This window comes from Stenotrophomonas sp. YJH_SMC_73 (genome assembly GCF_059370155.1).
Genome location: NZ_JCAFTJ010000003.1, coordinates 251,442 through 269,914, shown reverse-complemented (window position 1 = coordinate 269,914; position 18,473 = coordinate 251,442). Strand labels below are relative to the sequence as shown.

The 18,473-nt window shown below is 68.4% G+C and carries 21 protein-coding genes and 1 pseudogene; 10 read left to right on the top strand and 12 right to left on the bottom strand.

Annotated elements, in window-relative coordinates:
* Nucleotides 1-8: 8 nt before the first annotated feature.
* Both AC5P8R_RS06585 and AC5P8R_RS06580 read right to left on the bottom strand, forming a co-directional pair.
* Nucleotides 9-86, bottom strand: a pseudogene (locus AC5P8R_RS06585) (3-ketoacyl-ACP reductase); the annotation flags it as partial.
* 169 nt (nt 87-255) lie between these two features.
* Complete coding sequence (locus tag AC5P8R_RS06580) at nt 256-999, bottom strand: SDR family oxidoreductase (RefSeq protein WP_053495180.1); 744 nt, start codon at nt 997-999, stop codon at nt 256-258.
* Nucleotides 1,000-1,105: 106 nt separating this feature from the next.
* On the opposite strand from AC5P8R_RS06580, the gene AC5P8R_RS06575 reads away from it, so the two are divergent.
* Nucleotides 1,106-2,059: a LysR family transcriptional regulator gene (locus AC5P8R_RS06575; RefSeq protein ID WP_495223141.1), complete on the top strand. Its 954-nt coding sequence runs from the start codon at nt 1,106-1,108 to the stop codon at nt 2,057-2,059.
* Between the two features lie 67 nt (nt 2,060-2,126).
* Here the strand turns inward: AC5P8R_RS06575 and AC5P8R_RS06570 are convergent, their stop codons facing one another.
* The 8 genes from AC5P8R_RS06570 to dkgB form a co-directional block, all read right to left on the bottom strand.
* Entirely contained in the window at nt 2,127-3,494 is a 1,368-nt protein-coding gene (locus AC5P8R_RS06570) for a heavy metal sensor histidine kinase (protein ID WP_495223140.1), read from the bottom strand.
* Nucleotides 3,491-4,189: a heavy metal response regulator transcription factor gene (locus tag AC5P8R_RS06565; protein ID WP_046430894.1), complete on the bottom strand. Its 699-nt coding sequence runs from the start codon at nt 4,187-4,189 to the stop codon at nt 3,491-3,493. The genes AC5P8R_RS06570 and AC5P8R_RS06565 overlap by 4 nt, the downstream gene beginning before the upstream one ends.
* A 45-nt stretch (nt 4,190-4,234) precedes the next feature.
* Nucleotides 4,235-5,119 carry a copper homeostasis membrane protein CopD gene (gene copD / locus AC5P8R_RS06560; RefSeq protein ID WP_495223139.1) on the bottom strand — a complete coding sequence of 295 codons (885 nt, stop codon included), beginning with the start codon at nt 5,117-5,119 and terminating at the stop codon, nt 4,235-4,237.
* Nucleotides 5,120-5,129: 10 nt separating this feature from the next.
* On the bottom strand, nt 5,130-5,507 hold the full coding sequence (copC, locus tag AC5P8R_RS06555; RefSeq protein ID WP_495223138.1) for a copper homeostasis periplasmic binding protein CopC: 378 nt from the start codon (nt 5,505-5,507) through the stop codon (nt 5,130-5,132).
* Between the two features lie 113 nt (nt 5,508-5,620).
* On the bottom strand, nt 5,621-5,944 hold the full coding sequence (locus AC5P8R_RS06550) for a MoaF-related domain-containing protein (RefSeq protein ID WP_169411111.1): 324 nt from the start codon (nt 5,942-5,944) through the stop codon (nt 5,621-5,623).
* A complete protein-coding gene (locus AC5P8R_RS06545; protein ID WP_495223137.1) occupies nt 5,941-6,879 on the bottom strand; it encodes a cyclase family protein in 939 nt (312 codons plus the stop codon). The genes AC5P8R_RS06550 and AC5P8R_RS06545 overlap by 4 nt, the downstream gene beginning before the upstream one ends.
* 19 nt (nt 6,880-6,898) lie before the next feature.
* Nucleotides 6,899-7,873 carry a TIGR03571 family LLM class oxidoreductase gene (locus tag AC5P8R_RS06540; protein ID WP_495223136.1) on the bottom strand — a complete coding sequence of 325 codons (975 nt, stop codon included), beginning with the start codon at nt 7,871-7,873 and terminating at the stop codon, nt 6,899-6,901.
* Nucleotides 7,874-7,884: 11 nt separating this feature from the next.
* Nucleotides 7,885-8,688: a 2,5-didehydrogluconate reductase DkgB gene (dkgB, locus tag AC5P8R_RS06535; protein ID WP_495223134.1), complete on the bottom strand. Its 804-nt coding sequence runs from the start codon at nt 8,686-8,688 to the stop codon at nt 7,885-7,887.
* A 118-nt stretch (nt 8,689-8,806) separates the two neighbouring features.
* On the opposite strand from dkgB, the gene AC5P8R_RS06530 reads away from it, so the two are divergent.
* Nucleotides 8,807-9,709 (top strand): LysR family transcriptional regulator, encoded by a 903-nt coding sequence (locus AC5P8R_RS06530; protein ID WP_289213776.1) that lies wholly within the window; start codon nt 8,807-8,809, stop codon nt 9,707-9,709.
* 370 nt (nt 9,710-10,079) lie between these two features.
* On the opposite strand, the gene AC5P8R_RS06525 is transcribed toward AC5P8R_RS06530, so the two are convergent.
* Entirely contained in the window at nt 10,080-10,553 is a 474-nt protein-coding gene (locus AC5P8R_RS06525) for a MerC domain-containing protein (protein ID WP_495223133.1), read from the bottom strand.
* 32 nt (nt 10,554-10,585) lie between these two features.
* Here AC5P8R_RS06525 and AC5P8R_RS06520 point away from each other — a divergent pair, with 32 nt between their 5' ends.
* The 8 genes from AC5P8R_RS06520 (at nt 10,586) to AC5P8R_RS06485 (ending at nt 17,226) form a co-directional block, all read left to right on the top strand.
* Entirely contained in the window at nt 10,586-11,119 is a 534-nt protein-coding gene (locus AC5P8R_RS06520; protein ID WP_495223132.1) for a ZrgA family zinc uptake protein, read from the top strand.
* Nucleotides 11,116-11,811, top strand: a complete 696-nt coding sequence (locus AC5P8R_RS06515) for an ATP-binding cassette domain-containing protein (RefSeq protein WP_495223131.1) — start codon at nt 11,116-11,118, stop codon at nt 11,809-11,811. The genes AC5P8R_RS06520 and AC5P8R_RS06515 overlap by 4 nt, the downstream gene beginning before the upstream one ends.
* Complete coding sequence (locus AC5P8R_RS06510) at nt 11,804-13,057, top strand: ABC transporter permease (protein WP_495223130.1); 1,254 nt, start codon at nt 11,804-11,806, stop codon at nt 13,055-13,057. The genes AC5P8R_RS06515 and AC5P8R_RS06510 overlap by 8 nt, the downstream gene beginning before the upstream one ends.
* A 2-nt stretch (nt 13,058-13,059) precedes the next feature.
* Complete coding sequence (locus tag AC5P8R_RS06505; RefSeq protein ID WP_495223129.1) at nt 13,060-13,611, top strand: DUF3299 domain-containing protein; 552 nt, start codon at nt 13,060-13,062, stop codon at nt 13,609-13,611.
* Complete coding sequence (locus tag AC5P8R_RS06500) at nt 13,601-14,218, top strand: DUF3299 domain-containing protein (protein WP_495223128.1); 618 nt, start codon at nt 13,601-13,603, stop codon at nt 14,216-14,218. The genes AC5P8R_RS06505 and AC5P8R_RS06500 overlap by 11 nt, the downstream gene beginning before the upstream one ends.
* Entirely contained in the window at nt 14,218-14,964 is a 747-nt protein-coding gene (locus tag AC5P8R_RS06495; RefSeq protein WP_495223127.1) for a hypothetical protein, read from the top strand. Before AC5P8R_RS06500 ends, AC5P8R_RS06495 begins: the two co-directional genes overlap by 1 nt.
* Before the next feature lie 167 nt (nt 14,965-15,131).
* Nucleotides 15,132-16,664 carry an MFS transporter gene (locus AC5P8R_RS06490; protein ID WP_495223126.1) on the top strand — a complete coding sequence of 511 codons (1,533 nt, stop codon included), beginning with the start codon at nt 15,132-15,134 and terminating at the stop codon, nt 16,662-16,664.
* A gap of 4 nt (nt 16,665-16,668) precedes the next feature.
* Nucleotides 16,669-17,226: a TetR/AcrR family transcriptional regulator gene (locus tag AC5P8R_RS06485; protein WP_049420776.1), complete on the top strand. Its 558-nt coding sequence runs from the start codon at nt 16,669-16,671 to the stop codon at nt 17,224-17,226.
* A 316-nt stretch (nt 17,227-17,542) separates the two neighbouring features.
* Here the strand turns inward: AC5P8R_RS06485 and AC5P8R_RS06480 are convergent, their stop codons facing one another.
* Nucleotides 17,543-18,424, bottom strand: coding sequence for an AraC family transcriptional regulator (locus AC5P8R_RS06480; protein WP_495223125.1), 882 nt, complete (start codon nt 18,422-18,424; stop codon nt 17,543-17,545).
* Between the last annotated feature and the right edge of the window lie 49 nt (nt 18,425-18,473).

Sequence of the window (18,473 nt, the reverse complement as noted above, 5' to 3'; positions counted from 1 at the left end):
TGTGCGATCTACACCATTCCGCCGTTGGCGCGCAGCACCTGGCCGTTGATCCATCCGCCATCGGCACCTGCCAGGAACCCCACCGCGCCGACGCTGTACTACTGGGTGCATCGCCGCCGCGAGGCGCGCATCGCGTGACCTACCTGTAGAGCCGAGCCCACGCTCGGCTGCTTCTGGCCTTTGCGCGAAGAGCAGCCGAGCATGGGCTCGGCTCTACAAGGGCGTCGCGCCATGCGTGGATGCCACCTGTGCGATCTATACCATCCCGCCGTTGGCGCGCAGCACCTGGCCGTTGATCCATCCGCCATCGGCACCTGCCAGGAACCCCACCGCGCCGGCGATGTCCTCCGGCATGCCCAGCCGCTCCAGGGGGTTCATCTTCGCCAACCGCTCGATCAGCTCGGGCGATTTTCCATCCAGGAACAGATCGGTGGCGGTCGGTCCGGGCGCCACGGCGTTCACGGTGATGTTGCGCCCGCGCAGCTCCTTGCTGAGGATTGCGCCCATCGTCTCCACCGCCGCCTTGCTGGCCGCATACACGCTGTAGTTCTCCAGCCGGATGCCGACCACGCTGGTGGACAGGGTGATCAGCCGGCCACCGTCGCGCACCCGTCGCGCGCTTTCGCGCAGCACGTTGAAGGCGCCCCTGAGGTTGATGCCGATCACCCGCTCGAACAGGGCGTCGTCGGTATCGGCCAGTGGTGCCAGCTGCAGCACCCCGGCGCTGTTGACCACCACGTCGATGCCGCCGAAACGGGCTTCGATGGCGTCGAACAGCTGGCGCACCGCCTGCGGATCGGACACATCGGCCTGCAGCGCGATGGCCTGCGCGCCGGCGGCGCTCAGTTCGGCCGCCAAGGCTTCGGCGTCGTCGCGGCGGCCCGCATAGTTGATCGCGACCGCGTGGCCATCGGCGGCGAGCCGACGCGAGATGGCGGCACCGATGCCACGGGATCCGCCGGTGACCAAGGCGACAGAGCGGGCGGGGGAGAGGGTCATGGTGGCTTCCACGGGGACACGCCGAAGTGGCGCAGCGCCATCTTCGCGAAATCGCGCTTTCGGATAATCCTGCATAATCCGCCAACATCATCCGGATGGCCGAACAATGGACCGCTTCACGTGCATGCGCGCCTTCGTCCGTATCGTCGAGCGCCGCAGCTTCACCCGGGCCTCCGAGGACCTGGGCCTGCCGCGGGCCACGGTGACCGACGCCATCAAGGCGCTGGAACAGCGGCTGGGCGTGCGCCTGCTGCACCGGACCACGCGGCTGGTGGTGCCGACGCTGGAAGGCGAGGCCTTCTATGGCCGTTGTCTACGCCTGATCGCCGACATGGACGACGCCGAGGCCGCCTTCCGTGACGCGCCGCCGCGCGGCCCCTTGCGCATTGAGGTGCATGGCACGCTGGGCCGGCACCTGCTGTTTCCCCACCTGCCGGAGTTCCTGCAGCGCTACCCGGAGATCGAACTGGAGGTCAGCGAAGGCGACCGCTATGTCGATCTGCTGCGCGAAGGCGTGGATGCGGCGCTGCGGGTGGGCACGCTGGCCGACAGCGATCTGGCGGCGCGCCGGTTGGCGATGCTGCGCGAGGTCACGGTGGCCGCGCCGGGCTACCTGCAGGCCAAGGGCGTGCCAGGCAGCATCGAGTCCCTGCTGGGTGGCCATGAAATGGTGGGCTATCGCTCCAGCGCCACCGGCCAGCTGATTCCGCTGGAGTTCCAGCAGGGCGGGCAGGTGCGCTACGTGCCGCTGCCGGTGCGGGTGCGTGTGTCCGGTGCGGATGCGTTCCTCGGCGCCGCGCTGGCGGGCCTGGGCATCATCCAGGCTCCGCGCTACCGGATGGACCCGTATATCGCGCGCGGGCAGCTGGTGGAGCTGTTGCCGGACGCGCCGCCGACCCCAAGCCCGTTGAGCCTGGTCTACCCGCGCAACCGCACGCCGTCCCCACGCTTGCGGGTGTTCATCGACTGGGTGGCCGGGGTGTTCGAGCAGGCCGGGGGTGCCGGCCAGCGGCCGGCACTGCCGGAGCGGCACGCGAAGCCGTCCGACCGCAGAGGGTAGTGCCGGCCGCTGGCCGGCAACCGCAATGCGCTTGATGTACCCCGGGGGTGCCGGCCAGCGGCCGGCACTACCGGGCTGCGGCGCCCGGCAGCACCAGCTCGAACACGGTGCCGGTGTCATCGGACGCAACACTCACGCTGCCGCCATGCGCCTGTGCAATCGCGCGGGTGATCGCCAGGCCCAGCCCCGCACCTTCGTGTCGGCCACGCTCGCCGCGGTAGAACCGATCGAACAGGCGCGGCAGCGCTTCGGCGGAAATCGGCGTGCCGACGTTGTGCACGCTGACCCTGCACACGCCATCGGCCTCGGCCAGCCGTACCCGCACCTCGCTGCCGGCAGCGGCGTGCTTCAACGCGTTGGACAGCAGGTTGGCAAACGCCCGGTGCAGCATCAAGCGGTTGCCTTCCACGCTCGCCACACCTTCGCGGCGCAGGGTCAACTGCCGGTCCTCGGCCAGCAGCTCGTAGAACTCGAGCAGCGAATCCACCACCCCATCCAGCGCCACCGGCTCGCGCGAAGGCAGCGCGCCCGGTGCTTCGGCCTGCGCCAGGTACAGCAGGTCGCCCACGGTCTGTGCCAGCTGCTGCAGTTCTTCGGCACACGACGCCAGCGTCTCGCGGTAGGCCTCGTTGCTGCGCGGGTGCGCCAGCACCACCTGCACCTGGGTGAGCATATTGGTGATGGGCGTGCGCAGCTCGTGGGCGAGATCACCGGAGAATTCGGTCAGCCGCGCGAAGTCCTGCTGCAGGCGTGCCAGCATGCCGTTGAGGGTCTGCGCCAGCTGCTCCAGTTCGGCCGGTGCACTGCGCGCGCTCAGGCGGCGCTGCAGCCGGCCAGCGGTGATCTGCCTTGCCTCATCGGCCAGCGTGCGCAGCGGCCGCAGCGTGCGCCGCACCACGTAGCCGCCGAGCAGGCTGCTGGCCACCGCGGCGCCGATGATGGCGATTGCCAGCAGGTGGCGGAAGCGCTCCAGGAAGTCGGCGTGACGGTTGTCATCAATGGCCAGCAGGGTCACCAGCTGGCTGCCGTCGGCCAGCGTCTGGCGCAGGTGCAGGGCATGCATGCAGCGACCATCGGTGAGGATCCAGTCGTGCCGCCGTGGCGCGGCGTCGATGGGCTGGCTGCGTGCATGCTCGCGCAGCAGTGCCGGCGCAGTGGAGAACAGTACGGTTCCGCTCCCATCAACAATGTGGAAGGCGATATCCGGATGATGGCCGAGCGCCTCTGCCAACCGCGGTCCGCGCGCGGCGGCAGGCCCATTGTCAGCGAGGTCGCGGATCAACGCGACCTTGTTTTCCAGTTCGATGAAGTCCTGGGCAACAAGATCATGGCGGGCGCTGACATAGATCGCCACGCCCAATGCGGCCAGCACCAGCGTGGCCACGATGGCGAACAGCAGTGTCAGCCGTACCGCGATGGAACGACGCAGGCTCATCCGCTGTGCACGGCACCGTCGTCCGGCGCCTCCAGCACATAGCCCATGCCGCGCACGGTGACGATCAGCTTGGCATCGAAGTCATCGTCGATCTTCGCGCGCAGGCGGCGGATCGCCACGTCGATCACGTTGGTGTCGCTGTCGAAGTTCATGTCCCACACCTGCGAGGCGATCAGCGAGCGTGGCAGCACTTCGCCCTGGCGACGCGCCAGCAGCTCCAGCAGGGTGTATTCCTTCTGGCTGAGGGCGATGCGCTGGCCGCCGCGTTCGACCCGGCGGCGCAGGGTATCCACCACCAGGTCGGCGATGATGATGCGCTCGGCCTGCGGCTGTGCCTGGCCGCGACGCAGCAGGGTGCGTACCCGCGCCAGCAGCTCGGCGAAGGCGAACGGCTTGGCCAGGTAGTCATCGGCGCCCAGTTCCAGGCCCTGCACGCGGTCGGCGATGCTGCTGCGCGCGGTCAGGAACAGCACCGGTGTCTGCCACCCTCCGGCGCGCAACCGCGACAGCACGTTCCAGCCATCCAGGCCGGGCAGCATCACATCGAGAATGATCAGTTGGTACTCGCCGCTGCCGGCCAGGTGCAGCCCGTCGACGCCGTTGCAGGCGAGATCGACCACGTAGCCGGCCTCGATCAGGCCCTGGCGCAGGTAGTTGCCGGTCTTGGGTTCGTCTTCGACGATCAGCAGTTTCATGATGCGCCCATCATCGCAGCTTGCACGTGGGCTGGCTGCGCAGGCTCACGCCAACGGGTCCAGAGTACCAAGCACCGCCACGCAGGCCAGCACCAGCACGGCCAGCACCGACTCGCAGGCCAGGCTGTGGCGCAGGGAACGCAGCGGCCGCGGTTGCCAGCCGTCGCGGATGGAGGTGGCCAAGGCCGGTACCAATCGCCAGCGATGCAGCGCCGCCAACCCCAGCATGCCGACCACCAGGGCCAGCTTGAGCAGCAGCCAGCGCCCATGCGCGGTACCGGTCAGGGTCTGCACGGAACCGCCGAGATCGACATAGGTATAGGTGCCGGTCATTGCCAGCAGGGCGACGATGACCGTGCCCGGCAGGGCGAAGCTGTGCGCGGCCCGCCACAACTCGTAGGTGCGCTCGCGCAGGCGCAGGCCCTGTGGACGCAGCGCCAACTGCAGGATGGCGGCGATCGCGCCGACCCAGGCACCGGCGGCCAGCAGGTGCACGATGCCGGCCAGCAGCCGCAAGGTGCCGCCGAACCCATCGCCCGCAGCGGCGTGGCCGTTCCAGGACAAGCTGGCCAACGCCGTGGCAGACAAAGCGAGCAGGGCCACGCGGCGCAGGCCCGGCAGCGGCGTGGCGAATGCCAGCAGGGGCAGCATCGCCAGCACCGCCACGGTACGCAGCAGGCCGGCTTTACCCACCGACGTACCGGTGAGGAACCAGTGCGCCGTTGCAGGGTCGATGTCGGCCGGTGCGATGCCGAGCACACCGGTCAGGCGGGTGATGGCATCGGTGACCACCACGGCCAACGCGATCAGGGCGAGCGCCAGCGAGACGCCGCGCGGCAGCCCCGGACGGACGAACAGCATCCGCCCGAACAGCAGCATCAGCACCAGGTACAGTGCCAGCCGCAGCGCATACGGCGAGAGCTCGGCCACGATGGCAGCCTTATTTCACGGTGAAACGGTACGTGCCAGTGATCGGGTGGCTGTCCTGGCCCACCGCGCGCCACTGCAGTGCGTAGCTGCCTGCCGGCAAGGGCTTGGCGAAGCGTGCGCGCAGGGTGTGGCCATCTTCGGAGAGCTCCTGCGCAGTGGTGGGCATGGCCATCTTCATGCGGCCATGGTCCATGCTCAGTTCGATGCGGGTGGCACGCGGCATCACCTTCTCGCTGAACTGCAGCTCGATCTGGCTGGCCGGCGCCACGGTCGCGTCGACGGCCGGCGTCGAGCGCACCAGGCTGGGATGGGCCAGGGCCAGGGGCGCAACCGCGAGGCCGGAGACGAGGACAACAAGGGCGGTGGAGCGGAGCAGGGGACGGGCCATGCGTGGGACACCTGTGGAAGACATGGGCCACAGGGTGGAGGGCAGCGCCTTTCGCTGCCCTGACCCCTGCATTACCGATCTGTAATGTTCCGTCCGCCGGCCGCTGGCCGGCATCACAGCGCTGCCAGCGGCCCTTGCATGCGATGGAAACTGCCATCGGTGGCGGTGAACCAGGCCAGCGAATGCCCGCCCGCGAAGTCATCGACATGCACGACCGTAGCGCCATCGGCTTCCTGCCACGAAATGGCATAGACCCCGTCGCTGATCCGCTGCCACTCACAGGCGGCTTCGCCCTGCGCACCGGCATAGGCGCCAGAGACGATGGCGTACTGCACGTGGCGGCCATCGGCGCTGTAGACATTGTCGGCGGCCAGGCCGTCATAGCTGACGCGGAAGCGGCGGCCGGCGAACACGGGAAGGTCAGCGGCGGTGTTCATCGGATTGCCACCGGGTTGATGTTGACCTGGGTCGAACCGACGTACAGCGGCTGGCCGAGCACGAACAGGAATTCCCAGGCCTTGTCGCGCACCAGGGCACGGCTGTCGATCAGCTCCAGGTTGTAGATGCCACGCTTGGCCAGCATGTACTGGTTGATCGGGAACTCCTCGGCACCGTTTGAGTTCGGGTAGACCTCCGAGGCCCAGGTGTCGCCACCGAAGGCGACGATGCCCTGGTCGGCCAGCCACTTCGCCGCCTCCATGCCGATACCCGGTTCCACTTCCAGGAACTGTTTGTCGTCCTTGCCGATCAGTTCCAGCCAGCCGGTGTTGAACAGCACCACGTCGCCCTTGCGCAGGCGCAGCCCCTGCTTCTTCAGCACGGCCTGGATGTCGGCCACGGTGAACTCGGTGCCGCCGGGCACGATCGCCTTGCCGTAGTACGTGGTCATGTCCAGCACGACGCCACGGGTGACCATCGGCGGCACCTTCTCGACGCCAAGCTTGCGCACCCCGTCCACGGTGACGAAGTCGGCGGCCTTGTTGCCGTTGTAGTAGACGTTGTCGATGCCGATATGGCCGATGCCGTTGAGCTGGGTGCCAACGCCGGTCCAGGCGTTCACCAGTTCATCGTTGAAGGTGAACTTGTTGGGGCCCAGCGACTTGCCAGCCTGCTGGCCGACCTGCACGTTGTACAGGCGGAAGCTGCGGTGGCGGAACGCGGGCAGGTTCTTGTCCACCGGCACCGCCAGCGGATAGGTCTTGCCGGTCCTGACCAGCGAGACCGCGTGCTTGACCACGTCGGCGGTCAGCAGGTTGGCCGCGCCAATCTCGTCGTTGGCGCCGTAGGCAGAGGGGTACCAGTCCTCGGCGGTGGCCTGGAAGGACAGCGGCAGGGTGGCCAGCGCTAGCGCAGCCAGGGTCTTCATCTTCATGGCAAAGCTCCGGTAATTGTCAGGCCGTCGCGGGGGCGGCAAGCGGGGCATGCGGCGCAGCGGCGCCGGCGTGGGCCGGGAAGTGCGGCAGCACGTACTCGGCGATTTCGTGGAAGGTTTCGGCCAACGGCCGTTCGTTGCGGCGGAACTGCAGGCCGATGTGGTCGACACCGGCCGCCTGCATGGCGTGCAGCTCGGCCAGCAGGGCGTTGCGGCCGCCGCGCAGGCCGAAGCGCCAGCGCTGCAGAGGAGCATCGGCATCGGCCACCAGGTCCAGGTGGATGAAGCTGGCATAGGGCTTGTTGCCGGCCACGGCGCGCCAGGCCGCCACGCGTTGTACATGGTCCTGCGGCGTGCCCGGGTAGGCCAGGCAGCCATCCATGTGCTGGCCGATCCACGCCGGTTGCTGCTGGGCCAGGCCGGCCACGAACAGCGGCAGGGCCGGGCCATCCGCGGGCAGCACGTCCAGGCCCTGCGGCAGGTGCGCGGCAGCGCCTTCGCGCAGCAGTGCGATGTGCTCGCGGAAGCGGCTGCCACGGCTGTCGAAGTCGCGGCCGAACAGCGGGTACTCCACCGGGCGGTCGCCACTGGCCACGCCCAGCAGCAGGCGGTCACCGCTCAGCCGCTGCACGCTGCGTGCCGACTTCAGGGTCAGCAACGGCTCGCGGATCGGCAGCACCACCGCGCCGGTACCCAGCAGGATGTGCTCGGTGATGCCGGCCAGGTAGCCGAGGTAACTGAACACCTCGAACACCTGTGCGGCATCGCCGAAGGCCGGGTCGTACACGGGCACGTCGCGTACCCACAGCGCACGGAAGCCAAGGCGGTCGGCCAGCCGTGCCAGCTCCGCATGGCGCTGCAGGTCCGGTTCGCCGGGCAGGCGTCGCGCGGCGCGTCGTGCCTGTTCGCCCAGCGGCGTCCAGTCATTGTCCAGCGGTGCTTCGATGCCGATGCTGAAACCACCGGCCTGCAGCCGCGTCAACGCACTGCCCATGGCGAGGCTCCTCAGTCCCAGGCCGGGGCCAGGCCGGGCGGATCGACTTCGCGGCCGTTGCGGTCAAGCGCGGCGATCGCGGCCATGTCATCGGCATCCAGCTGCAGGTCCTGGGCAAGCAGGTTGCTGGCCAGGTTCTCGCGCTTGGTCGAGGACGGGATGACCGAGTAACCCCGCTGCAGCGCCCACGCCAGCGCGACCTGGGCGACGGTGGCCTGGTGCTTGTCGGCGATGGCGGCCAGCACCGGGTCCTTCAGCACCTTGCCGTAGGCCAGGGTCATGTAGGAGGTGACGGTGATGCCTTGTTCCTGCAGGAAGGCAGTCAGTGCCGGGTTCTGCAGGTAGGGGCTCAGTTCGATCTGGTTGGTGGCGATCTCGCCGGCGCCGACCACCTCGATGGCCTGCCGGGTCAGTTCGATGTTGAAGTTGGACACACCGATCTGACGGGTCAGGCCCAGCGATTTGGCTTCGGCCAGCGCGGTCATGTACTCGCGCAGTTCAACGCCATTGCCCGGCGCCGGCCAGTGGATCAGCAGCAGGTCGACGTACCCGGTGCGCAGCTTGGCCAGGCTGTCGCGCAGGCTCGGGATCAGCTTGTCGGCGGCGTAGTTGTCCACCCAGATCTTGGTTGTCAGGAACAGCTCGTCGCGCGGGACGCCGGATTCGGCGATGGCCTGGCCGACCTCGGCTTCGTTGCCGTAGATCTGCGCGGTATCGATCGCACGGTAGCCGACGTCGAGGGCGTTGCGCACCGAATCGATGACGGTCTGGCCGGTCAGGCGGAAGGTGCCGACGCCAAAGGAAGGAACGCTCATGATGGACTCCAGGGACTTCGTTGAGAGCCGGTGGGCTCGGGACAGGGCGAAGTGTGGGCGCTTTACATTTGTTGATTAAGCCGTGTATACGGGAAACGCTTTTGCGCCGAGGTAAAAAATGAAAACCACCCTGGATGAGCTGAAGGCCTTCGTGGCCGTGGTCGACAGCGGTTCGATCACTGCCGCGGCCGAAGAGCTGGAGCTGACCATCTCCGCCACCAGCCGCACCCTGGCGCGGCTGGAGGACAAGCTGCAGACCACGCTGCTGCGGCGGACCACGCGGCGGCTGGAGCTGACCGAGGAGGGAGCCGCATTCCTGGAGTACGCGCGCACGATCCTGGCCACGGTGGACGAGGCCGAGGAACAGATGGCCGCGCGGCGGCTGCAGCCGGTCGGGCGCCTGCGCGTAGACGCCGCCACGCCGTTCATGCTGCACGTCATCGTGCCGTTGCTGGAGGGCTTCCGCGAGCGCTACCCGCAGGTGGAGCTGGAGCTGAATTCCAATGAAGGCATCACCGACCTGATCGAGAAGCGCACCGACGTAGCGTTCCGCATTGGCGTGCTGCGCGATTCCACCCTGCATGCGCGGCCCATCGGCCACAGCCGCATCCGCGTGGTGGCCAGCCCCGAGTACCTGCGCCGGCGTGGCACGCCCACGCGGGTGGAGCAGCTGCGCGAGCACGACCTGCTTGGCTTCACCCAGCCCAGTTCGTTGAACGAATGGCCGCTGCAGGATGCCGATGGCGGCCCTTTCGTGATTGAGCCGGCGATTGCTTCATCCAGTGGCGAGACACTGCGGCAGATGGCGGTGACCGGGCTGGGCATCGCCTGCCTGTCCGACTTCCTGACCCGACAGGACCGGCGTGACGGACGCCTGGTGCAGTTGTTCGCCAGGCAGACGCAGGAGGTGCGCCAGCCGATCAACGCGGTGTACTACCGCAACACCGCGCTGGCCGCGCGCATCACCTGTTTCGTCGACCACGTGACGCAGACGCTCGGCCAGCGTCCGTTTGACGAATAAGGCGGCGTAGAGCCGGGCGCTGGCCGGCTGCCGGGTCTCTGGGGCTGCCGGCCAGCGGCCAGCACTACCGGCTGTGTATCACCTGATGCGTGGCCCATGTACGGATGGGTAGAGCCGGCCGATGGCCGGCTGCCGGGTCCCGGGGCTGCCGGCCAGCGGCCGGCACTACCAACTGTGTATCACCTGTTGCGTGGCCCATGCATGGATGGGTAGAGCCGGCCGCTGGCCGCCTGCCGGGTCTCTGGGGCTGCCGGCCAGCGCCCGGCACTACCAGCTGCGTATCCCCTGATGCATGGCCCATGCATGGAGGGGGTAGAGCCGGCCGCTGGCCGGCTGCCGGGATCCGGCAGCTGCCGGCCAGCGGCCGGCACTACCGGCGGTTGTGCAGCGCGCGGCGGTTGCCGATGTGCGCGCATGCCAGCAGCACGCCACCACCAGCTGTCGCCACGCCATGCCAGAGCAGTGATTCCTTCGGCAGGTACAGCGAGGCCGGCAACAGCAGGAGGGCGCCGACGCAGGCCAGCCTTGCAGGTCGCCAGCGCCCATGCCGGTGAGCCCCGGCCAAGGTGCTCGCCAAGGCCAGCGACGAGGCCAGCAGCGCAAACACCCATTCCCAGCGCGACATCATCAGCAGCACCGTCATCGCGCGATGGCCGGGGTGCTGGAACGAGCGCAGCGCCATCATCGCTGCCGGCACGAAGGCCAACAGCAGGGGCAGGGCGATGCAATGGGCGGCGCAGGCCAGGGACAGCCAGGCCCCGGCTAGATCGAAGCGGGGGTGCCAGCGTGCCGAAGCTGGCGGCTGGGCCAGGGCCCTTGCAGGCGTCGTGGGGATGTGGTCCATAATGTTACATAGTAACAATCGGAGCCTCTCCCATGAAGCGTTCTGCTGCTCTTTTCCTGCTGCTGGCTGCCAGCGCTGCACAGGCCCATGATGTCCGCCAGCTCGGTGCGCACGTACACGGCCAGGCCACCGTTGATCTTGCGCTTGACCAGCAGACGCTGGAATTCGCCCTGCAGGCGCCCGGCATCGGCATCCTTGATTTCGAGCGGCCGCCGGCCAATGCAACCGAGCAGGCCGCGCTGGCGCGTGCGACTGCGCTGCTGCAAAGCGGCAGCTGGGTCACCTTGTCCACCGCTGCGGGCTGCCGCCTTATCGCGAACGATGCCAGGGCCGAGGGCTTCGACGCGATGGCTGCCGCGCCGCCGCCCGGTCAGCATCGCCACGCAGGGTTCAGCGCAACCCTGCGGTACCAGTGCACCAAGCCTGCCGGGTTGCGGGCCATCGTCGTGCGCCTGCCCGCAGTATTCCCGGGCCTGCACGAAGTGATCGTCAACAGCACCACCGCCCATGGCCAGAACCGCAGCGTGTTGACTGCGGACAATCTGCGCGTGGTGCTGGCACCGTGAGCATGCGACCGGTGATTGCGCTGGATAGCGTGCAGTTCGGCTATGGCCGGCGGCTGGTGCTGGACGTGCCGCGGCTATGGATCGAGCAGGGCAGCAGCGTGCTGCTGCGCGGAATCAGTGGCGGTGGCAAGAGCACGCTGCTGGGCCTGCTGGCGGGCGTGCTGCTGCCCGGCAAGGGCCGCATCGAGGTCGCCGGCCACGCGCTGCAGGCGATGCGTGGTGCCGCGCGGGACCGCTTCCGCGCCGACCACCTGGGCGTGATCTTCCAGCAGTTCAACCTGCTGCCGTTTCTCAGCGTGCGCGACAACATCGCACTGGGCCTGCGCTTCTCGCGCCTGCGCAGTGCGCGCATCAGCGGGCCGTTGAATGCCGAGATCGCGCGACTGCTGCAGGCCCTGCAGCTGGACCCCGGGCTGATGCAGCGCCGCGCCGGCACGCTCAGCGTCGGCCAGCAGCAACGCGTGGCGGCGGCACGCGCGCTGATCGGCCGCCCGGCGTTGCTGCTGGCTGATGAGCCGACCTCGGCGCTCGACCGCGACGCGGCGACCGCCTTCCTGCAGCTGATGTCCGCGCAGTGCGAGGCGGCCGGCACCACGGTGCTGGTGGTCAGCCATGACGACAGCCTGCAGTCGTTGTTCGACCGCACGATCGCCTTGTCCGAGATCAACCAGGCAGGTGCCGACCATGCTTGAGCTTGCCTGGGCCAGCCTGCGCAGCCGCGCGTTTAGCGTGGGCCTGACCGTGCTGGTCATCACCCTCAGCGTGGTGCTGTTGCTGGGTGTCGAACGCGTACGCACGCAGGCGCACGAAGGTTTCGCCAGCACCGTATCGGGCACCGACCTGATTGTCGGTGCGCGTTCGGGACCGGTGAACCTGCTGCTGTACGCGGTGTTCCATATCGGTGACCCGACCAACAACGTGTCCTGGCAGTCCTACCAGGCGCTGTCCGCAATGCCGCAGGTGAAGTGGGCGGTGCCGCTGTCGCTGGGCGATTCCTGGCGCGGCTACCGGGTAGTGGGTACCACTGGCGGCTACTTTGAACACTATCGTTATGGTTCCGGTCATGCGCTTGCCTTTGCACAGGGGCGGCCCTTTGATGATCTGTATGACGCGGTGATCGGCGCGGAGGTGGCACGCGCGCAGAAGGTCGGCCTCGGCGACGAGATCGTGCTGGCGCACGGCACCGGCGCGGTCACGCTGGCCACGCATGCCGACAAGCCGTTCCGGGTCTCCGGCATCCTGCAGCGCACCGGCACGCCGGTGGATTCGTCGCTGCTGGTCTCGCTGCCGGCGATCGAGGCCATCCACGTCGACTGGCGCTCGGGTGTGCAGCTGCGCAGCCAGAGCGTCAGTGCCGAGCAGGCGCGCCACCTCGATCTGACCCCGACCAGCATCACCGCTTTCATGCTCGGCCTTAACTCGCGCATCGCCACCTTTTCGGTGCAGCGCAGGATCAACGAGTATCCCGAAGAGGCGATGCTGGCGATCCTGCCCGGGGTGACGCTGCAGCAGCTGTGGCAGTCGCTGGGCACGGCCGAGCGCGCCCTGCAGCTGATCAGCGCGTTGGTGGTGTTGCTGGGCATGGTCTCGCTGGTGGCGTTGCTGGTCTCGACGCTGCAGCAGCGGCGGCGCGAGATGGCGATCCTGCGTGCGACCGGCGCGCGGCCGGGTTACATCGCCGGCCTGCTGGTAGTGGAAGCGGTGGCGACCAGTGCCGTGGCCTGCGCGCTGGCGTTGGCGCTGCTGGTGGCCGCCAGCATGGCCGGACGCGGCTGGGCCCTGGCCACGTTCGGCCTGTCCATCACCCATGTCTGGCCGGATGGCCGCGAGCTGGCCTGGGTGGCGGGTGTGTTGGCGATCAGCGCGGTGGCCGGGCTGGTGCCGGCGTTGCTGGCCTACCGGCGCACCTTGGCCGATGGTCTGTCGCCGGGAGGCTGAGCATGCGCTGGATGCTGTCATTGCCGATGGTGCTGGCGCTGGCAGCCTGCGAGCGGCCGGTGGATACCGGTGTGCAGGCGTTGCCACCTTCGCCGGTTGTCGACCACGCTGGCGCTGCGGATGCGGCGGAGCAGGAACTGGACTGGTTGCAGATGATGCCCAAGGACGAGCTGGCCGCGCTGGAGCGTGGAGAGGGCCCGGAGGTGGAGCACAACGGCAACCGGCGCATGCCGCAGTTCGGCACGTTCCGTACCGTGGATACGGTGCTGCAGCGTCCGGTGCGCCTGCCCGGCTACGTGGTGCCGCTGGCCACTGCGCAGGACGGGCGCCTGACCGAATTCCTGTTCGTGCCGTACTACGGCGCCTGCATCCACGTACCACCGCCGCCACCGAACCAGATCGTGCACGTGGCGCTGCCGCGCCCGATCGCCATGCCGGACATGTACTCGCCGTTCTTCCTGGCCGGCACCCTGCGTGCCGAGCGGCTGGATGATGATCTGGCCGGTTCCGCCTACACCATGCGCGATGCCCAGCTGAGGCCCTATGAACCGTAGCGCAGTGTTGCTGCTTGGATGCGTCTGGTTGGCAGGCTGCACGTCATCGGGCGGTGATGCCGTGGTGGCCACGCCGCACGACAAGCCGTTGCCCTCCGCCGCGCCCGAAACGCCCATCGACCGCTGGGACGCGCTGCGGCCGGACGAAGTGACCTACCAGCGCCCGCCCCCGCAGATCGGCTTGTCACGCAATGGCATGGACGGGGTGGGCGGCCTGATCGACGACACCGGCTCGGGCACGCCACCGGGGCAGGAAATCGACCATTCCAGCCCCGACCGCGCCAAGCAGTTCGGCTCTTCGCGCGTGGTCGACGCTGTCGACGGTCGCGCGGTGGATCTGGATGGCTACGTGGTACCGCTGGGCACCAATGATGCCGGGCTGGTCGATGAGCTGCTGTTCGTGCCGTTCTACGGTGCGTGCATCCACGTGCCGCCGCCGCCACCGAACCAGATCATCCATGTGACCCTGGCCACGCCGATCGCGCTGGGCGATCTTTGGGACCCGTACCGGTTGGCCGGCCGCCTGCAGGTGAAGCGCTTCGATGCGGACATTGCCAGCGCGTCCTACGATGCCGCAGCGGCCACGCTGACGGCGATCCACAACTGATGCGCATGCGCTGGATCATGGCTACCGGGGTGCTGGTGGGCGCAGTCGTGCTGCTGGTGTGGTGGCAGCGGCAGCGCGCACCCACCGCGCCGCCGGTGGTCGCGTTTCCGGCACCGGCGTTCGACGCCAGCCAGCGCATCGAACAGCGTTTGGGTAACGACCACGCGTTCCGCAACGACGTGCTGTTCCTGCTTGCGGCAACAGTGCGCGACCGCTGCCAGCCAGCGCAGGCGGGGCTGCTGGCGCGCATGGCCAATCGTGCATCGCTGCCGGTGCTGGCGGCAGTCAGCGCGGTGACCCAGCAGGAGCCATCGCTGGACCGGCCGATCTACCAGTACATCCAGCACCGCGCCGACGCGACCCAGTGCGGCCAGCCGCTGCAGATGCCGTTGGCCGGTGGGCGAAGCATGACCGTGGACATCGAACAGTACGCGCGCACATTCCCGGACAGCTACTTCGACCCGCAGCGCAGCAGTGAACCCCGGGATTTTGGTGGACGGTCGTTGCAGCAGCGCGCTGGCAACGCCTGCAACAGCGTGGTGTATTCGGTGCTGCCGCTGGGTGGCACCGACTGGCGGTGCAGCAGCCTGCGCGCGAATGCCCGCGCGCGGGTGCGCGGCCTGTGCGAGGACGAGCTGCGGCGCCAGCATGGTGACATTGGTGGCGAGCTGGACGCCGCCGTGGGGCAGGGCATGCAGAGCGCGGTGGTGTCGGCGATTGCCGCGCTGCCGGAGGACTGCCGGTAAACGTTCATCAGTAGAGCCCGTTTCAGTAGAGCCAGGCCATGCCTGGCTGGGGGCGCAGTCGAGCAAGCCCGCCTCTACAAAAGCTGAATCGGTCGGCTTTAAAGATCATAACTGTACAGGATATCCGGTATAGTTATCGCCGTACTCCACCCCCACCAGGTTCTCCCATGGCTTTGTCCCAGCCCTTGGCCGGTGCTCCGGCCCTGTCGCGTGCCCGTCGCTGGGCACTGTTGTTCACCGTCGCCGCCGGCCTGCTGCTGGTCACGCTCGACAACTCCGTGCTCTACACCGCCCTGCCCACGCTGACCGAGGAACTCTCGGCCAGTGCCGGCCAGGCACTGTGGATCATCAACGCCTATCCGCTGGTGATGGCCGGCCTGCTGCTGGGTGCGGGTACGCTGGGCGACCGCATCGGCCACCGCCGCATGTTCCTGATCGGCCTGGTGGTGTTCGGCGTGGCATCGTTGGCAGCGGCGTTCGCCGACACCGCAGGGCAGCTGATTGCCGCGCGCGCCTTGCTGGCGGTCGGCGCGGCCGCGATGATGCCGGCCACGCTGGCGCTGATCGGCCTGAGCTTCCACGAAGCGCGCGAACGCAACATCGCCATCGCGATCTGGGGTTCGGTGGCGATCGTCGGTGCGGCACTTGGCCCGATCATCGGTGGCTGGCTGCTGCAGCATTTTTGGTGGGGCTCGGTGTTCCTGATCAACGTGCCGGTGGTCGTGGTCGCGTTCGTGGCCACGCTGCTGCTGGCACCGGAAGGCCAGCGCGACCCCTCGCGACCGTGGGACCTGATTTCGTCGCTGCTGGCTCTGGCTGCACTGTCCGGCTTGGTGCTGGCGATCAAGTCACTGATCGCTACGCCGCCGTCGTATGCGCTGGGTGCAGGCGCGCTGCTGCTGGCCGCCATCAGTGGTGCGGCGTTCGCGCGCCGCCAGCAGCAGCTGCCGCACCCGCTGCTGGACTTCGCGATCTTCCGCAATCCGGCGTTCCTGGCCGGCACGCTGTCGGCGGTGTTCACCCTGTTTGCGATGGCCGGCCTGCAGCTGGTCACTACCCAGCGCTTCCAGCTGGTGGCGGGCTTTTCTCCGCTGCAGGCGGGCCTGCTGGTGTCGGTGGCCGCGCTGGGCAGCCTGCCCAGTGCGCTGCTGGGCGGCAGCATCCTGCACCGGGTGGGCCTGCGCCCGCTGATCTGTGGCGGCCTGGCCGCAGGTGCGCTGGGTGTCGGCGTGGTGGCATTCGGCTTCCCGCACGGCCTCGGCTGGGTGGTCGCCGGCATGGCGATCACCGGCTTCGGCATGGGTTCGGCCATCTCGGTGGCGTCCACCGCCATCCTCAACAACGTACCGGCGCACCGTGCGGGCATGGCCTCGTCGGTGGAAGAGGTGTCCTACGAGTTCGGCGGCCTGCTGGCGGTGGCGATGCTGGGCAGCTTGAGCGCGGCGATGTATGGCGCATTCCTGCCGGTCTCGGCCGACATGCCCGCGCTTGCACGGGAAGGCTTCACCCAGGCGCTGCACGTGGCACGTGAAAGCGGGCAGGGCGAGTGGTTCGCACTGGCCACGACCGCGTATGACCGCGGCTACCAGATCGTGCTGCTGGTGATCACGGTGGTGCTGGCGCTGGGCGCGTCGATCATCGCGCGCCTGCTGCGCGGGCGCGTCGGCAGCCGCGAGGGTGCGGCCGATCGCGTAAAATGACGCGATGAGAACCAGCAAGCGCGACCGCATCCTCGACGCCGCCGTCAACGTGATCAATCGTGATGGCGTGCGCGCAGTGACCTTCGAGTCGGTGGCGGCCGAGGCCAAGCTGACCCGCGGCGGCCTGCTGTACCACTTCCCGTCGCGCGAGGCGCTTCTGCGCGGCATCGACGAGCACCTGGTGCAGGCCTGGGAGACGTCGATGGAGACGCTGCTGGGCAAGCGTGCAGACGAAGCCTCGGCGCTGGAGCGTTACCAGACCTTCGTGCGCGTCTCGGCGCAGAGCGCTACCCGTGCCGAGCTGATGTTCATGCTCGAATCGGCCGACCCGGACGCCGATGAGCGCCCGTGGGGGCCGGCGGTACGGCGTTGGGCGCCGTTGCCGCCGTCGGCCGGGCAGAGCGACCCGGCCGCGCTCGACAATTTCGTGGCACGGCTGGCCGCCGACGGCCTGTGGATCTACGAGGCGATGTACGAGGGGCAGCTGGATGAAAGCGTGCGCGCCCAGGTGGCCGAACGGATCGCCGGGCTGCTGGCGAAGCCCGATGGAACGTCCAGTTGAGCGGGCAGCCGGCGCGCCGACATCGCCCGTGGTAGAGCCGACCGCCGGTCGGCTGTCCTTCGGTCAGGCCACGGAAATGCCGCTTCGATCGCCCGTGGTAGAGCCGACCGCTGGTCGGCTGCTCTTCGGTCAGGCCACGGAAATGCCGCTTCGATCGTCCGTGGTAGAGCCGACCGCTGGTCGGCTGCTCTTCGGTCAGATCACGAAAATGCCGCATCGGTAGAGTCGATCGTTAGTCGACTGCCCTTCGGTCGGACAACGAACCTCCCGCGCGTCGCGCGATAGTCGACCAGCGGTCGACTCTGCCCCCTCGCCTTTACCCAGCCTGCGCGGCGCCCGCGGCCAGCCATGCCCTCGGCGAAGCCCCCAACCGCTTGCGGAACGCCTTCGACAACGATGCGGTATCGGCAAACCCCACCTCGATCGCCACCTGCTTGACCGCCACGCCGGCCCGCAGCTGCGCGCAGGCCAGGCTCAGCCGCCAGTCCAGCAGGTAGCTGGCTGGCGTTGCCTGCATCACGTCCTTGAACACGGCCGCGAACGCGCTGCGCGACATGCCGGCGGTCGCGGCCATGCGCGGCAGCGTCCATTCGTCCTGCGGTGCCTGGTGCATCGCCACCAGCGTGCGTGCCATCCGCGCATCGGACAGCCCCCGCATCAACCCGTGGCTGACGCCGGCTGCATCCGGGTGGTCGACCACCCAGCGCAGGATCTGGATCAGCGCCACCTCGAACAGGCGGTTGGTCAGCAGCCGTGACCCGCAGCGCTGGCGATCGGCTTCGGCGAACAGCAGCTGCAGGGTGTCATCCAGTTCGGTGATCGCGGCCAGCGGCACCACCATCACCGGTGGCAGCGACTGCACGATCGGATTGCGCGCGCCACCATCGAAATCCAGCGTGGCACAGGTGAAATCCGGGCCGTCCAGCGGAGCGTTGAAGAACACATGGTGCAGCGGCTGCGGATACAGCAGGAGGCTGGGTGTATCGATCTTCAAGCGGGGCAGCGCGCTATCGCCCCCAGGATGACGGACTTCCATCTCACCCTGGCGCAGGATGTGCAGGAACGCACGACCGGGCTGCGGCTCGAAGACATGCTGCCCGCACAGCGGGCCACTGTGGAACAGCGCCGCCTGCACCCGGAAGCGTTCCAGCAGCGAGGAGAGTCGATCTGGCGCAGGGGTGGCGGTGCGCACGCTCATGGACGTATGGACAACATATGTGGCGAATTGAGGATGTTGCGTCCAGGGA

Coding starts and splice junctions, on each gene's coding strand:
- AC5P8R_RS06580 (WP_053495180.1), bottom strand. CDS start 999: ATGACCCTCTCCCCCGCCCGCTCTGTCGCCTTGGTCACCGGCGGATCC.
- AC5P8R_RS06575 (WP_495223141.1), top strand. CDS start 1,106: ATGGACCGCTTCACGTGCATGCGCGCCTTCGTCCGTATCGTCGAGCGC.
- AC5P8R_RS06570 (WP_495223140.1), bottom strand. CDS start 3,494: ATGAGCCTGCGTCGTTCCATCGCGGTACGGCTGACACTGCTGTTCGCC.
- AC5P8R_RS06565 (WP_046430894.1), bottom strand. CDS start 4,189: ATGAAACTGCTGATCGTCGAAGACGAACCCAAGACCGGCAACTACCTG.
- copC (WP_495223138.1), bottom strand. CDS start 5,507: ATGGCCCGTCCCCTGCTCCGCTCCACCGCCCTTGTTGTCCTCGTCTCC.
- AC5P8R_RS06550 (WP_169411111.1), bottom strand. CDS start 5,944: ATGAACACCGCCGCTGACCTTCCCGTGTTCGCCGGCCGCCGCTTCCGC.
- AC5P8R_RS06545 (WP_495223137.1), bottom strand. CDS start 6,879: ATGAAGATGAAGACCCTGGCTGCGCTAGCGCTGGCCACCCTGCCGCTG.
- AC5P8R_RS06540 (WP_495223136.1), bottom strand. CDS start 7,873: ATGGGCAGTGCGTTGACGCGGCTGCAGGCCGGTGGTTTCAGCATCGGC.
- dkgB (WP_495223134.1), bottom strand. CDS start 8,688: ATGAGCGTTCCTTCCTTTGGCGTCGGCACCTTCCGCCTGACCGGCCAG.
- AC5P8R_RS06530 (WP_289213776.1), top strand. CDS start 8,807: ATGAAAACCACCCTGGATGAGCTGAAGGCCTTCGTGGCCGTGGTCGAC.
- AC5P8R_RS06525 (WP_495223133.1), bottom strand. CDS start 10,553: ATGGACCACATCCCCACGACGCCTGCAAGGGCCCTGGCCCAGCCGCCA.
- AC5P8R_RS06520 (WP_495223132.1), top strand. CDS start 10,586: ATGAAGCGTTCTGCTGCTCTTTTCCTGCTGCTGGCTGCCAGCGCTGCA.
- AC5P8R_RS06510 (WP_495223130.1), top strand. CDS start 11,804: ATGCTTGAGCTTGCCTGGGCCAGCCTGCGCAGCCGCGCGTTTAGCGTG.
- AC5P8R_RS06505 (WP_495223129.1), top strand. CDS start 13,060: ATGCGCTGGATGCTGTCATTGCCGATGGTGCTGGCGCTGGCAGCCTGC.
- AC5P8R_RS06500 (WP_495223128.1), top strand. CDS start 13,601: ATGAACCGTAGCGCAGTGTTGCTGCTTGGATGCGTCTGGTTGGCAGGC.
- AC5P8R_RS06495 (WP_495223127.1), top strand. CDS start 14,218: ATGCGCATGCGCTGGATCATGGCTACCGGGGTGCTGGTGGGCGCAGTC.
- AC5P8R_RS06490 (WP_495223126.1), top strand. CDS start 15,132: ATGGCTTTGTCCCAGCCCTTGGCCGGTGCTCCGGCCCTGTCGCGTGCC.
- AC5P8R_RS06485 (WP_049420776.1), top strand. CDS start 16,669: ATGAGAACCAGCAAGCGCGACCGCATCCTCGACGCCGCCGTCAACGTG.
- AC5P8R_RS06480 (WP_495223125.1), bottom strand. CDS start 18,424: ATGAGCGTGCGCACCGCCACCCCTGCGCCAGATCGACTCTCCTCGCTG.